The 15,225-nt window shown below is 58.6% G+C and carries 9 protein-coding genes; 7 read left to right on the forward strand and 2 right to left on the reverse strand.

Translation table 11 applies throughout. From position 1 onward, the window contains the following. Nucleotides 1–3 precede the first annotated feature (3 nt). From ACFFK0_RS14725 to ACFFK0_RS14755, 7 genes are all read left to right on the forward strand, one after another. Complete coding sequence (locus tag ACFFK0_RS14725; protein WP_377471017.1) at nucleotides 4–2,544, forward strand: hypothetical protein; 2,541 nt, start codon at nucleotides 4–6, stop codon at nucleotides 2,542–2,544. Further along, nucleotides 2,541–3,644, forward strand: a complete 1,104-nt coding sequence (gene bglB, locus ACFFK0_RS14730) for a beta-galactosidase BglB (RefSeq protein WP_377471018.1) — start codon at nucleotides 2,541–2,543, stop codon at nucleotides 3,642–3,644. The genes ACFFK0_RS14725 and bglB overlap by 4 nt, the downstream gene beginning before the upstream one ends. Nucleotides 3,645–3,663: 19 nt before the next feature. Continuing rightward, nucleotides 3,664–6,150: a glycoside hydrolase family 31 protein gene (locus ACFFK0_RS14735; protein WP_377471020.1), complete on the forward strand. Its 2,487-nt coding sequence runs from the start codon at nucleotides 3,664–3,666 to the stop codon at nucleotides 6,148–6,150. A gap of 129 nt (nucleotides 6,151–6,279) precedes the next feature. Then, nucleotides 6,280–6,777: a CYTH domain-containing protein gene (locus tag ACFFK0_RS14740; protein ID WP_377471021.1), complete on the forward strand. Its 498-nt coding sequence runs from the start codon at nucleotides 6,280–6,282 to the stop codon at nucleotides 6,775–6,777. Nucleotides 6,778–6,793: 16 nt separating this feature from the next. Further along, on the forward strand, nucleotides 6,794–7,246 hold the full coding sequence (locus ACFFK0_RS14745; RefSeq protein ID WP_377471022.1) for a hypothetical protein: 453 nt from the start codon (nucleotides 6,794–6,796) through the stop codon (nucleotides 7,244–7,246). A gap of 18 nt (nucleotides 7,247–7,264) precedes the next feature. Continuing rightward, complete coding sequence (locus ACFFK0_RS14750) at nucleotides 7,265–7,888, forward strand: histidine kinase dimerization/phospho-acceptor domain-containing protein (protein WP_377471023.1); 624 nt, start codon at nucleotides 7,265–7,267, stop codon at nucleotides 7,886–7,888. Then, on the forward strand, nucleotides 7,846–8,205 hold the full coding sequence (locus tag ACFFK0_RS14755) for an ATP-binding protein (RefSeq protein ID WP_377471024.1): 360 nt from the start codon (nucleotides 7,846–7,848) through the stop codon (nucleotides 8,203–8,205). Before ACFFK0_RS14750 ends, ACFFK0_RS14755 begins: the two co-directional genes overlap by 43 nt. A gap of 90 nt (nucleotides 8,206–8,295) precedes the next feature. On the opposite strand, the gene ACFFK0_RS14760 is transcribed toward ACFFK0_RS14755, so the two are convergent. Together ACFFK0_RS14760 and ACFFK0_RS14765 are read right to left on the reverse strand one after the other, a co-directional pair. Continuing rightward, nucleotides 8,296–9,231, reverse strand: coding sequence for a hypothetical protein (locus ACFFK0_RS14760; RefSeq protein ID WP_377471025.1), 936 nt, complete (start codon nucleotides 9,229–9,231; stop codon nucleotides 8,296–8,298). Continuing rightward, nucleotides 9,228–15,218 (reverse strand): CLIPPER-2 domain-containing protein, encoded by a 5,991-nt coding sequence (locus ACFFK0_RS14765; protein ID WP_377471026.1) that lies wholly within the window; start codon nucleotides 15,216–15,218, stop codon nucleotides 9,228–9,230. The genes ACFFK0_RS14760 and ACFFK0_RS14765 overlap by 4 nt, the downstream gene beginning before the upstream one ends. Nucleotides 15,219–15,225 lie beyond the last annotated feature (7 nt).

Genomic DNA, 15,225 nt, shown 5'->3' on the forward strand with positions numbered 1-15,225 from the left:
GTTGTGACTGTATCGAACACTCAAGCTCTTGCATATAAACCGCTGCAGCTTCGGCATCGCGTGCTGAACCGGTGGCTGGTCAGCGGGGTGCTGACGCGCCATGTCCGGTTTGAGCCGATGACGATGGAAGGCGACATTAACGACTGGCTTATCAAAGGGTTCTCGATCCACGAGAATCCGTGCCGCAGGGAGTTCGTCGAGGAACGGAGAGCGAGCGTACCTGAGTTTCCGCTGGACGGTGTTCCGGCTGTAGGGGAGTCCGTTTCGCGCTGGGAAAGCTCGGCGGAGTGGGAGGTCTACTTCCCTTGGGGCAACCCTCGGGTGGAGACGTCCGGCTTCTATTATGTGCCGACTCATATGCTTCGTTATGCATATACGACCGTAGTGAGCCCTGCCGCACATCGGGCCGTGCTAAACATCAAGACATGCGGCGGAGTCGCCCTGTGGGTGAACGGCAAGCTGCAGGCGGATTTCACGCCGTTCACGCGCAACATCGAGCAGCTGCATTCGGTGGAGGTGGAGCTGCAGGCCGGGGACAACGAGTTCGTCGTCCTGCATGAGGATTTGGCCGAGCGGGATACGCTGTACCATTTCACCATCGAGTACACGGGCGGCGAAGCGATTCAACTGAAGCTGCCGCTGCCGGCACTTCTGAACGCTGAGGAAGCGTCGCATATGGAGCGCGCTTTAACAGGAGCGTATTTGACGAAGGACAGCTTTGCGGACGAGGATATCGTGCTGCAGTTCACGGAATCGTTCGAACGGGATGTAGAATTCGTCATCAACTACAGCACCTTTATCTTCGGGTATGGGAAGACGATCCGGCGTGTGCTGCCGAAGGGAAGCAAGGAGCTCGTCATCGGGCATACGCGCGATTTCGGGACCGAGTACAAGCAGTTCGAGTTTCAGACCGTTGCCGGCGGCATACCGTTCAAGAAGGTGTACGGGCTGGAAATGTGGAACCGCAAGTTCGAGATCGAGGACGCGCCTGGCCGGACCGTTGCCGAGCGGAAGCGGATCGCGCTGGAATGCGTCGCCGAGAAGGGCAACGCGGACATTCATACGGCGATTGCGAAGCTGAAGACCGGCGGAGACCCGGAAACGACCCGCAAGCTGATCGAGGTGGGGCTTGCCGGCATCCGCGAGCGGAGAGACTGCGCCGACTTCTACTTGATCTCTTTGTTCCGCTTCTGGCGCGATTACCGCGACAGCGGTTTGTTTGCAGACGATTTCTGGGACGAAATCAAAGAAACGATGCTTGGCTTCCGCTATTGGATTGACGAGCCGGGCGATGATGTGATGTGGTTCTTCAGCGAGAATCATGCGCTCTTGTTCCATTCGTGCCAGCTGCTTGCCGGACAGCTGTTCCCTGCGGATCTCTTCACGAACTCCGGAGAGCGGGGCGAACAGCGCCGGGCGAAGGCGGAAGCGCAGCTGCACGGCTGGTTTGAACGCTTCTTCGAAGAAGGCTTGGCGGAATGGAACTCCAACGCGTACATTCCGATCGATATTTTGGGCCTTGTGAATCTGTACGATCTTGCTTGGGATGCCGGATTGCGGGAGAAAGCCGGCAAGGCGATGGACCTGCTCTACGCCTACATGACCGCCGAGGCTCATAACGGCATTCTCGCCACGACGTTCGGCCGCAGCTACGAGAAGGAGCTGATCGGCAATCACGGCGCGGGTACGACTTCGCTGATGTGGGTTGCTTACGGTGTCGGCAATGTGAACAACACGACGTTCCACGTATCGCTGTATTTGTCCGATTATGAGCCGCCAGCGTCGTACGGCGAGCTGCAGCGCTTGGGCAGCCGGGAAGCAGTCACTTATCGTCTGGAGCAAGGCAAGGACGGCTATGCCAAGCTGTATCATTACCGGACAGCCGCTTATGCGCTGGGCAGCATCGACAGCTTCCGTCCAGGCTTAAGAGGATATCAGGAGCATATCGCCCATCTGGTCCTTTCATCGGAAGCTCAAGTGTGGATCAACCACCCGGGCGAGCTGTACCCGTACGGTGCCGGCAGACCGAGCTTCTGGGCCGGCAACGGCTATTTGCCGAAGGCCGCGCAGCATCGGGGATTGGCCGTGCTGCTGTATGACATCGGCAGCGATCACGATGCCGATTACACGCACGCGTATTTCCCTCTGCATGCCTTCGACCGGACGGAACAGCGGGGCAACTGGTACTTCGGCGAGGCGAACGGGGCTTATGCGGCTGTGTATGCGGAGAACGGGCTGACCATGACGGAGCAAGGAGCTCTGCGAGCGCGGGAGCTCGTCTCGGCCGGACGCCGCAATGTGTGGCTGCTGCGGGGCGGAGACGCGACGGAGTTCGCTTCTTTCGAAGATTTCGTCCAGCAGCTTGCAGATGCCGATGTTCAGGTGCTGAATGCGGATGGCCCGCCTGCCGTAACGGTCGCCGATCCGGTGTACGGTTCGGTCAAGCTTGGCTGGAACGAGCCGCTGGCTGTGGGCGGCGAAGCGGTCGTACGGGACGGAGCGGGCGTAAGAGGCAGCTTGAAGCGGGAGGAGATCAGCCGATGAACAATACGAACTCAACTATAGATCTTAATGAAGCCATCATGCTGGATGCGATCGGCCGAGTGTCGAACGCGATGAAATCGATGAAGAACGACAGCATGGACGAAATTTATCCGATCGGCCTCATTGACATTCATCTGTGGGAATGGCCGCAAGGTGTAGGCATTTACGGGTTATATCAATTTTACCGGGAGACGAAGGACGCTGCGACGCTGCAATTCCTGACCGACTGGTACGATGCGAGAATCCGTGAAGGCTTGCCGGAGAAAAATGTGAATACGTGCTCGCCTCTCCTTACGCTGATTTCTTTGTGCGAGGAGACCGGCAACGAAGACTATATCCGGATTTGCGACGAGTGGAGCCGCTGGATTATGGACCGCGAGAACGGCTTGATCCGTACGGGTGACGGCGCGTTCCAGCACATGATTACCGGCGATGCCAACGACGGGCAAATTCTCATCGATACGCTGTTCATGACGGTGCTGTTCCTGACGAAGGCGGGTGTTTATTTCGGCCGGCCGGACTATGTGGAAGAGGCGAAGAAGCAGTTTCTGATTCACATCAAATATTTGTATGACCGTCCGACCGGCTTGTTCGTTCACGGCTGGGATTTCAACGGACGCCACAACTACGGCGCCGTCCGCTGGGGACGCGGCAACAGCTGGTACACGTGCGGGATCGTCGATTTCCTTGACATGGCCCCGATGGAGAGCGGCATTCGCGAATATTTGCTCGATACGTTCCGCAGTCAGGTGGAGTCGCTCGGCAAGCTGCAAAGAGCCGACGGCATGTTCCATACGGTGCTCGATGACGAGACCTCCTATGTGGAGACGTCGTGCACCGCCGCCTTCGGCTATGGCATTCTGAAGGGCGTTCGCAAAGGGTACCTGGGCAAGGAGTTCGAAGAGATGGGGGTCCGCGCGCTGCGCGCGGTGCTGGACCGGATTGACGAGAATGGCGTCGTAGGCGAGGTGTCCTATGGGACTCCGGTCGGGAACGATGCTCAATTTTATAAGGATATTCCGATTTCTCCGATGACGTACGGGCAGGCGCTGACGCTGCTGATCCTGATGGAAGGCCTTGTACACGCTAAAAATAGATAAAACATAGAGGTGTTCGGATATGAGAGTGAGCAGAACGTTACTGCGAGTAAGTGAAGGAGCCGATTACGCCGATCTGTTCACCGATGCCGCCCGTTACCGCATTTACTTGATGACGGACGATATCATTCGAATTCGCTGCTCTTTCAGCGATGAGTTCGGGAAGGAAGGCTCGTACGCCTTGGCGATGGCGGCGTGGGACGACGAGTTGGCCGCCGGGGATCCGGACCGGGTACGGATCGAGGGGCTGCCTGTCCGTTTCGAGGATCAAGGCGCCCAATTGACGGCAGCCACGCGCTCGCTGCGGCTCATCGTGCACAAGCAGCCGTTTGCTTTCGAAATTCGCGACGCGGACGGTACTGTGCTGCATAAAGATGTGCCCGAGAAGGGCTTCGTGCAGGATAAGCTCGGAAGACTGTATCATTATTCCGCCATGGATGCAAACGACCATTATTACGGCTTCGGCGAGAAGACGGGGAAGCTGAACAAGCGCAGCCGCCGACTTCGAATGCGCAATGTCGACACGATCGGTTACGACTCCGAGTATACCGATCCGTTATATAAGCATATTCCGTTCTACATCAAGTGGAATGGCAGCAGCCGCAAAGCGACGGGGATGTTCTATCACAACTCGTACGAATCCGTATTTGATGTAGGCAGCGAGCGGAGCGGCTATTGGACGCCGTACACGTATTTCTGTGCGGACGGGGGCGAGCTGGATCTGTTCTTCATGAACGGTCCCCGTCTGCAGGATGTCGTTCGGCGGTATACCGATCTGACGGGCAAGACGATCATGCCGACGAAGTATTCCCTCGGCTACATGGGCTCCACGATGTACTATACGGAGCTGGATCGGAACGCCGATCAAGCTGTGCTCGGCTTCGTAGAGCGATGCAAGGAGGAAGGCATTCCGTGCGACGGGTTCTTCCTCTCCTCGGGATACACGACCGGCAAGGACGGCAAGCGGTACGTATTCAATTGGAATCGCGACCGGTTCCCGGATCCGGAAGCGTTCATCCGCAGCTTGAAAGAGGCAGGCGCTGCGCTGGCGCCGAACATTAAGCCGGGTATGCTGCTGACTCATCCGCTCTATCAGGAATTTGATAAGGCGGGCGCCTACATCAAGGACAGCGAAGGCGTGAAGCCGGAAACCGACCGCTATTGGGGCGGCGCCGCCTCCTTCGTCGATTTTACGAATCCGGCCGGACGGGAGCTTTGGAAGAAGCACTTGAAGTCCTCTTTCATATCGCTCGGCGTGACGTCAATTTGGAACGACAATAACGAGTATGAAATTCAGAACGAGGATGCGAAGTGCCACTATGAGGGGGCGGGCAAAGGGATCGACGCCCTGCGTCCCGTCCTGCCGAACCTGATGGCGCGGGCGGCCAAAGAGGCGATCGCCGAGGAAGCGCCGGACGTACGTCCGTATATAGTGAACCGTGCAGGTTTCGCCGGCATTCAGCGCTACGCCCAGACTTGGGCCGGCGACAACAATACGAGCTGGAAGAGCTTGAAATACAACATCCCGGTTATTCTGGGGATGGGGTTGTCCGGTGTGGCGAATCAAGGCTGCGACATCGGCGGCTTCTTCGGGCCGGCCCCGGAGCCGGAGCTGTTCGTGCGCTGGGTGCAGAACGGCATCTTCCAGCCGCGTTTCTCCATTCACAGCTGCAACACGGACAATACGGTTACGGAGCCATGGATGTATCCGGCGTATACGCCGTACGTCCGGGATGCGATTCGGCTGCGGTACCGGCTCGTTCCGTATTTCTACTCGCTGCTGCGCGAAGCGGCCGAGGCGGGGAGCCCTGTCATGCGCCCGCTCGTGTACGAGTTTGAGAACGATCCGAACGTATGGGAGGAGAGCTTCGACTTCATGCTGGGAAGCTCGATTCTTGTGGCGAACGTGCTTGAGCCGGGTGCGGCGGTACGGCAGGTCTATTTGCCGCAAGGTTGCGAGTGGATCGATTGGTGGAGCGGCAAGCGCTACGCCGGCGGCCAGACGATCGAGGTGCCGGTCGATATCGGCTCCATTCCGATGTTCATCCGCAGCGGCGCCGTCATTCCGCTGGCGGAAGGGCTGCACAACATTCATAACGACGTCGTGGAAGAGCTGAAGCTGCTGATTGAGCCTTCGCAGAGCTCGAGCTTTACGGTATACGACGACGACGGCGTGAGCAATCAGTTCAAGCACGGCAACTATTTGAAGACGACGGTCGGCGTGAAGGCAGGCAGCCGGACGGAGCTCAGCTTCGGCTACGAGGGCTCCTATGACAGTCCGGTGAAGCGGATCGTCGTTGAGCTGATGTGCAGCCGCATCGCTCCGATTCAAATCGAGCTGCAGGGCGGCAAGCTGCCGCTGTATTTGGACCGGCGCGATTGGGAGGCGTCGGAAGCGGGCTGGTACTACGATATGGAGCGCAAGGCGGCTCTGATCAAGTATGTACGTCCTCTTCAGGAATACAGTGTGGCCGTCGATTTCGGCGTGAAGGATTTAATTTCGATATAACAATTGGATGGCGCACCCCCGTACCGGATCATATTGCCGGCCGGGGGTGTTCGCTGTGGTCGGGCTGCTTGCTCTTACGATAGTTTCCTTTGGCAAGGGACATGGTATAATCGCCAAGGAGGGATGATCATGAGCCAAGAAATCGAACGAAAATATTTGCTGGGGCTGCCTGCAGCGGAAGTGCTGGCATTGCCGGGGGTGACGGTCCAAGCGACCGAATATATTTATCAAACTTATTTAGCCTATACGAACGAGCAAGAAATCCGCATCCGCAAGAAGGTCGGCCGGCAGGGCAAGGAGCGCTACACGCATACATTCAAAGCCGGACAAGGCATGGCGCGGGAAGAGATCGAGTATGAGATTTCCGGGGAAATTTATGAGCAGCTGCTGCAGCGAACGGGGGTCATTCCGCTGGAGAAGATCCGAACGACGCTGACCGACGGCAGCGGACGCAGCTATGAGATCGACGAATATAAGCAGGTCGAGCTTGCGGTCGTTGAAGTGGAGTTCGCGTCGTTAGAGGAAGCTCAGGCGTTTGCGCCGCCGGCCTGGTTCGGCAGAGAGCTCGGGGCCGAGGAAGAGTTTCGCAACAAGACGCTGTGGCTCAAGCTGCAGTCACAGTCCTAAGCGGGAGAGGATTGCCTTGAATGGCTTGGAACCGACGCTGCAGGTGCTGCTGGTCTTGATTCCGGCATTCATGATGCAGCTTGGCAACGATAAACCGGCAGGTGACAGGTGGTTTACCGGCAAGCTGGCGCTGCTGCTGAAAGGACGATTTGCGCGCGGGAGCGTGGCGGCGAAGGTCTGGATTGCGGTTGGACTAGACGGATTCGCGACACTGTTCACGCTGCTGGGCATCTTTTACCGGCTTTCCCAGGACGAAGTTCAGCTCTCCGGGGATTTCTATACCGTTCTCGCCGTGTACAGCTTGCTGCAGTGCGCCGTCATTGGAGCGATCGTCCAAGCTGGTGGGAGGGGCGAGAGAGAAGCTGCGTCTGCAGCAGGAACTGCAGCGCTTGTCACAGACGTGTTTCGAGGACGCCCAAAAGCTGCGCAAGCTGATCGAAGTGTCGCCTGCGACGATCGTGGCGATTGACCGGATGCGACGATTACGGTGGTTAACTATGCCCTGTTGACTTATGTACCTGGTCTTCAGCGGGAAAATTTAATCGGGAGGCCATACGGGGTATTAGCGGAAGCCTGCGGTATTTCGGGCGCCGATACGCTGATTATGGGCGCTCTCCAAGGAGAAACGCACCGCTCCGTCATCGGCGAGTACGGGGACCGTACGTTTGCGGTGAATGCGTTCCCGCTCCACAGCCTTCAAGGAGGCATATCGGGAGCGGTGTCGATATCGCTGGAAATTACGGAGCTGCTGAAGCTGCGCAAGGAGATCGGCAACATGGAACGGCTAAGCCTCGTAGGCCAAATGGCGGCGAGCATTACGCATGAAATCCGCAATCCGATGGCGGTCATCCGCGTCTTCATTCAGCTGCTTCAAGAGCGCAGCGGAACGGCCGGTCATCCCTACTATCCCATCATCATCGACGAGCTGGACCGGGAGAACGCCATCATCGACGATTTCCTGTCTCTTGCGCAGAATCGCATTGTCGAACGCAAACAGACGGATATTAACGCCATCGTGCGCACACTGGAGCCGCTGTTTTCGGCGGAAGCCAATTATCGGGGCATCTCGTGGAATACCGCTTGGACGACAACGTACCGATGCTGCTGTTAAACGACAAGGAAATGAAGCAGCTGCTTCTGAACCTGGCTCGCAACGGACTGGAAGCGATGGAGGACAAGGGGGAGCTGACGATATCTACGCATAACCTGGAGGAGGACGAAATTCGGGTTGCGGACAAGGGCCGAGGCATGACGGAAGAAGCGAAAAAGAAGCTGTTCGAGCCGTTCTTCACAACGAAAACGAGGGAAACGGGGCTTGGCTTGACGGTATGCTACAGTATCGTAGAGAGTCACGGCGGATCGATTGCCGTAACGTCTCAGCTTGGCCGAGGTACAACGTTTCATATCAAATTTTTGCAAGGGGCCTAAGCGGCCGCTTCCTCATGCCACAGCCTAGGGGAACGCCCGCCGTCATCGTGTATTCGTTTGAACTACGATGACGGCGGGCGCCTTTGTCGTTCATTCGTCGGGATATTCCACAAGAATCTTGTATGCTCCGGAGAAGATTCGATACGTATGCGTAATGCCATTGATGACATATGTATAGGAACCGTTAATGCGTCCCTGTAAACGTTCAGCCAGGCTATGCCGGTCCAATTCAGCCAAGTACATAACGATGACCGTTGCTCCCGGCTTGACGACAGCAGCGGTAACACAGCCCGCGGCGAAGTGCCACTGCACGGGACCATCCGTGGCTTCCAAGCGTAAGGAGCCGGGGACGACAGCCATCCCTGCCGGAACCAGATCGCATATTGTAACTGAAGCGGCGGCATTGCCCGAATTCGTGATCGTCAGCTTGAATTCGACAAGTGAATGCGGCTCGATTGTGAGCGGGTCGATGCTGACATCGATACGGATAACGGGGGCGTACAGGCGCGTTACCGCCGGGATCGATTCGCGCCGGTACACCTCGAACGTACCGTCCTTGCGGCGCCGGGTAGCGCGGACGGCCGCTTTGTTCTCGAGCAAAGGGGGCAGCGAAGCCGATTCGATATCCGGTACAGCGGCACGGAAGCTGACGACAGACTGCTCTCCCGGCAGCAGAGTGCCGAGCGCGATGCCTTGCGCGGGATTGGCGTTCGGCAGGCTGCCGGCGCCTGCACGTACGCTGCCCCACAGGAACATACAGCCTTCCGGCAAAGTGTCGGTCAGTTCGACGACGGCTGCCGCTTCGCCCGTATTCTCCACACGGATCGTATACACCAATTCGTCGCCGCGGCTTGCTTCGGCGGCACTCGCCATCTTGCTTACTTCGATGTCAATCAGATCCCCCGAATCATCGTGCACGTTCGTAACGACTTCGTTCGATACGGCTTCTCCTGCATATCGCCCCGACTGAAACCGGACGAACGACTGATTGAGAATTTCTCTTGTCGATCGCCGGCCCCGCCTCATAGTACGGTCACTCCAAATGTAACGACAACCGAAGCGTTCGGAGCAATGGAGCCGAGCACGATACCGGCACTCGGAACGGCTTCCGGGCGCGAGTTGCCGTTAACGGTAACACTGCCTGCATTAAAGCGGGTTCCTTCCGGCACAGGGTCTGTCATAACGACGTTATTGATCGTTGTAATGCCATTGTTCGTAATGGTGACCGTGTAGGTGATCGTTTCGCCAACGGCGGCGTCCGGAACGTCGGCGCTCTTAACCACAAGGACATCCGGCGAGAAGACGCGGATCGTAACCGGGTTGGATGCTGCGCTGCCTTGCAGCTGACGGCCGTCCGGAGGTGTAAACGTAAAGGCGGCGGCCGCCTGATTGGTGAACCGCTGCGACGGCGGCAATGCCGTGACGGTGGCATGGAACGAGACGGCTATCGTGCTTCCCGGCATTACGGCGCCAACCGCTATGCCGCCGGCAGGGGAAGCACCCGGCTGGGCGACTCCGCCGACAACGACGCTGTTCGGCTCGAATTCAAGCCCTTCCGAGAGCAGATCGGTTAACGTCACTAAGGCGCCAAGATTGCCGTTGTTCGATACGTTGAACGAAAATACGATCGTATCGCCGACAGTGGCATCGGTCTCGCTGGCGCTCTTCGTGACGGCGATGATGGGCTGATAGACCGGTGTTATGACGGCATTCGAGAAGGCTGTAGCCGAGAACGTGCCGGATGTAAAGCTGACGGCGGCTGCATTGCTCAATTGGGCCGGATTCGGAAGCGACGTGACGGATACGGTGAAGGCTACGACAGCTGTGGCACCGGGATCAATCGAGCCGACGGAAACACCGCGAGCCGGATCCGCGGAAGCCTGCGGAGCACCGTTTATCGTCACGCTGCCTCGAACGAATGCCGTTCCTGCCGGAATGACGTCGGTGAACACCACGTTGTTGACCGGGGCGGTACCGTTATTGGTGATAACAGTCGAATACGTAATCGGATCGCCGATGACGGCGTCTGTTGCTGCCGTGCTCTTCACGACGCTAACCTCCGGAGTCGACACTTGAACCGTGACCGTATTGGAAGCGGCCGTCCCGGTTAAGGTCCGGTTGTCGAGCGTGATATATTCGAAGGCTGCCGTTCCTTGGTTCGTCAGCTGCTGGCCGGGAGGCAGCGAATGGACGACGACCGAGAACGACACCGGAACGGTCGTCCCGCCCGGAACGGACCCGACCGGAATCCCCCCCGCCGGCGTTGCGCCCGGTACCGGCGTTCCGCCTACGATAACGCTGTTAGGAACGAAAGCGGTGCCCTCTTCGAGAGGGTCCGTCAGCGTTACGGCGGCTGCGTAGTTGCCCGAATTGGTTACATTGAAGCTGAAGGTGACGGTATCGCCGACGGTCACTCGATCGGCGCTTGAGCTTTTGGCGAGATTCACGATCGGCGTAAATACCGGGGTCGTAACAACGTTAGATAACGACAATCCGGAGAACGTGCCCGATGTGAAGCTAACCGATGCCTGGTTGTTAAGCTCCGCCGGATTCGGCAGAGAGACGACGCGAATATCGAAGGTGACGACCGCGGTTTCTAGGGAAGCTATAGTTCCTACGATAATGCCGGCCGCCGGATCGGCTCTTGGAGCCGGCGTTTCGCGAATGACGACGCTGCCCGTTACGAAGATGCTGCCAGGCGGGACTATATCGCTCGTGATGATACTGTTGACCGGCGACAAGCCGTTATTGGTTATCGCGATCGAATACGTTAAGGTATCCCCTACGAATACATTCGGCGAACTGGCGCTCTTGACTACAGTTACGTTGGGGGAGGAAACCGGAACGACGACGATGTTGGATGCCGCGCTGCCCTGCCGCTGACGTCCGTCCGGCGGGGTGAAGGTAAACGTGGATACGGCCGAATTGACGAGCTGTTGATTCGGGGGCAGCTCGTCAATAACGACCGAGAACGTGACGGCAGCGGAAGCGTTCGGCGCTACGGCGCCGACGACGATTCCATCGACGGGGCTTGCGCCCGGCCGCTGCGAGCCGTTCACGATGACGCTGTTCGCTACGAACGTAGTGCCGGCAGGAATGTTGTCGGACAGCGTAACCAGAGCTGCGATATTGCCGGTATTCGTAATGTTGATCGTATACGAGACCGTATCGCCTACCGTGGCAATGGATGGAATCGAGTTCTTGCCGAGCGTAATTTCCGGCTGGAAGATCGGGGTCGCGACCTTATTGGATGCCGAGGAGCCGGAGAACGTCCCGGACGTAAAGCTGACGGTCGACTGGTTCACCACTGGGGAATTAACTGGCATCGTTATTCTCACCTCGTAAGTTAGCACTGCCGTGCTATTGATATTCAGTACGCCGACAGCGATTCCGCTGCTCGGGTCGGCTGACGGGCGCGAGACGCCGTTGACGGCTACACTTCCGGGTACGAGCTCGGTCCCGGCGGGAATAGGATCGTACGCGATGACTTGATTGGCCGGTGCATTGCCGGAGTTCGTGACCTCAACGGTATAGCGGAGCGTCTCGCCGGCCGAAGCGATGGCGGCGGACGAACGCTTACCAACCGTTACCTGCGGGGCGGAGACGGGAAGCGCCGTCGTAACCGATTCGGCCCTTTGCGTTACCGTTCGGCCGTCAGGGAGCGTGAAGGTGTATGCAGCAACGGCCCGATTGCTCGTTTGCTGACTGGCCGGCTGAGTAGTGACCGTTACTTGAAAGCTGACTTCCACCGACGCCCCGGGAGGCAGCGCGTCGACCCGAATGCCCGTTGTCGGGGTAACCCCCGGCATAGGCGTACCGCCTACGATCACGCTGTTCGTAACGAACTCGGCTTCCGGCGGAAGCGGGTCCGTTAACACAATTGCCGCTTCCGCATTGCCGGTGTTGGTTACGCGGATCACGTAGGCGAAAGGTACACCGACAATTGCCGTTGGTACGAGAGCGTTCTTAACGACTTGGATTTGCGGCTGAACGACGGTAGTGCTGACGGTACCTGAGGCGGATGAACCGTTAAAGCTGCCCAGCCTATAGCTGACAAACGCCTGGTTTCCTAGCGTTCCTCCTTGCGCTGCCGGAAGGACGCGGATACGGAAGGTAATGTCGGCGGAATCGCCGGCGGCAAGCGTTCCGAGCGAGATTCCTGCGGCGGGATTGGCGTCGGAACGTGCGGTGCCGCGAACCGTGACGCTCCCGGTTTCGAAGGCCGCGCCTGCAGGCAGCGGATCGGACACCAAGATGTCGTTCACCGCCGTTGAACCTGTATTGCTCACATTCAGCGTATAGGTCAACGTATCGCCGACAGCAGCGGCGGCGGCGTTCACCCTCTTGGCTATGGCAACTGAAGGCACCGTAGCGGGAAGCATCACCGTATTCGACGCCGAGCTTCCGGAGAATGAACGCCCGTCCGGCAGCTGATAGGTGAAAGAAACGGATGCCGCGTTCGCTATCCGTGGCGGATTCGGCAGCGTTTGGAGCTGCACCTGAAACGTTACGGTCGCGGATGCTCCCGGCGATAGCTCTCCTGCGCCAATCCCGCTTACAGGCGAAGCGGCGGGTACGCCCGTGCCGTTAACGGTAACGCTGCCCGGGACGAACACAGTGCCCGCGGGAATCGTATCGGTCACCGTGGCGGAAGCGGCGATATTGCCGCTGTTGTTCGCAACGATCGTATACGTGACGGTCTCGCCGACGGCAACAGCGCTGCGGTCGGCGCTCTTTCGTACCGCAATGACAGGCTGGTACACCGGTGTAAGGAGCGTGCTGGACGCGGAAATGCCGCTAAATGTGCCGGAGCTGTAGGCTGCGGTAGCCGTATTGGCCAATTGGGCGGGATCCGGCGGCGAGACGACCGCAGCTTGAAAGCTGACGGTTGCCGAAGCGCCTGCTGCGAGCGTTCCGACGGCAATGCCCGTCTGCGGATTGGCGGCCGGCTGATTAATGCCGCCCAGCGTAACGCTGCCCGCTGCGAACCGAAGAGCTGCAGGGAGCGGATCGGCCAGATTGACGTTCGTTATCGGCGAAGTACCGTTATTGGCTATAACGAGTGTATAGGTAATCGTTTCCCCTACCGTTACGGCTGTTCGATCCGCCGATTTGCTTACCGTTACGTTAGGCAGTGCGACCGGAAGGACGACCGTATTGGAGACCGCTGTACCGGTAAACGTACGGCCGTCCGGCGGCCTGAACGTGTAGCCCGCGCTGCCTTGGTTCGTTAACTGGGGCGGATTCGGCAGCGACTCTACCCGAACCTGGAACGCAGCTGTGGCCGTTCCTCCGCTGCCGTTGACCGTACCGATCGGCACGCCTGCGGCCGGATTCGCGCCGACGACGACGATGCCGTTCAGCCGAAAGCTGTTCGGGATGTAGCTGGCGCCGGCAGGGATATTGTCGGTCAAGGTCACGGAAGCGCCGGCATTTCCGGTATTCGTCAGCTGCAGCGTATAAGTTACAATGTCACCGACGGTGGCGTTCGCCGTGTCCGCCGACTTGACCAGCGTAAGGATCGGGGCGTAAATCGGCAGCGTGACCGTGTTGGAGGGGATCACTCCGGTTATGGTCGGTCCGCCGGCAACGCTCTGGAACGAAAAGGCGGCGTTGGCAGTATTGGATGCCGACTGCGGATTCGGCACGGAAATGACCGTGGCCCGGTACGTTACTGTGGCAGCTGCGCCGGGGGCCAGCGTCCCGATTGACACGCCGGTTTTTATATCGGCGGCAGGGCGAGACGCCCCTCCGACCGTCACGGAGCCTGCCGTAAAGGCAAGACCGGCCGGCAGCTCATCGGAGACGACGACGCTTCCGGCATTGGCGGTGCCCGTGTTACTGACGGTAACGGAGTATGTAATCGTGTCTCCGACGACAGCCCCGGTCACATTCGCAGCCTTGATGACAGACACCTTGGGTGCATTGATATCGATTTGGATGGCGTTCGCATTTAGGACATAGGCGTCGCCTGACGTCGTCAGCTGCAGCACGGCGCTGTTTTGATTGTTCACGAGCCGCGCCGAGACGTCGACGTTCGTAATATCCCAGCCCTGCCGTCCGCCGGAGATGTTCGTCCCCGGGGCGCCGTTCGTTTGGTTGCGATTGCCGAATGTCCCTGTTGTGTTTAATTGTCCGGTATCGTTGTTGATCTGGGAAGCGAAGAAATTGGCTGCGAAGTTGTTGGGGCCGGAGAGTGCGGCCAATGAGGATGCGGTAGGGCCGAAAAGCGCTTGATCGCCGGTACGGTTCGCATCGCCTTCTTGAGCGCTGAATAAGGCCCGCCCTCCGATCGTTCCCGATGTCGGCGTAGCGAAGCCGGTTATGGTCGTATTGACTGGCGGTGAGGCGGATTGGACGAGTACGGCGCCGGCCCGCAGCGACATGTTGCGAAATGGCAGGGACGGATTCTCGTAAATGACGGCAAGCGTCCATCCGGCATGATTCGCCGTGGAATCGTTGTTGATGACAATAGTACCGACCACACCTCCGGCGGCATACGTGCCCGGACCGGCCTGCCTGACCAGGGGCGTCACATTGGCGGTGCGAACGTAGGCGAAGGCGCCGCTGCCGAGATCGACTTCGTTAGATGTCACCGTATCGGGCGTTATGGAGAACGTGCCGAGCGGGGTCGTGAAGGAAATCGGATTGTTTATTGCACCGCTCAGATTGACATTGCCGTTACGGTAAGAGCCGCCCCAAATCAGCTCCGCATACAGGACGGCGCTGCCGGCAGGCATGGATAGGAGGGCGGCGGACTGGTTGTTCGCATAATTGTTCGTCGTGCCGGCCGGGTAAGAACCGAAGCGCAGCGCCGCATTCGTTGTGATGAAAGCGCCGATGCTGTCCTGGGTGCCGGGTTCTCCTTCCGTTCCGGAGCGGCTTAATCCGAGTGTATTGCCCGTAAACGTGATCGCTCCGGTGGCATTCAGAGAAGAGCGGAGGATCAGTGCGATTGGAAACACCCCCTTGACCAATTGTCCGGAAATTTGCTGCGCCAGGGATGCGGGCAACTCGACA

It is taken from the genome of Paenibacillus chartarius, from assembly GCF_042432825.1.
GTDB lineage: Bacteria > Bacillota > Bacilli > Paenibacillales > NBRC-103111 > Gordoniibacillus > Gordoniibacillus chartarius.

Bases quoted from the DNA above. Each gene is read 5' to 3' on its own strand.
- bglB (WP_377471018.1), top strand. From the start codon at position 2,541: ATGAACAATACGAACTCAACTATAGATCTTAATGAAGCCATCATGCTG.
- ACFFK0_RS14735 (WP_377471020.1), top strand. From the start codon at position 3,664: ATGAGAGTGAGCAGAACGTTACTGCGAGTAAGTGAAGGAGCCGATTAC.
- ACFFK0_RS14740 (WP_377471021.1), top strand. From the start codon at position 6,280: ATGAGCCAAGAAATCGAACGAAAATATTTGCTGGGGCTGCCTGCAGCG.
- ACFFK0_RS14760 (WP_377471025.1), bottom strand. From the start codon at position 9,231: ATGAGGCGGGGCCGGCGATCGACAAGAGAAATTCTCAATCAGTCGTTC.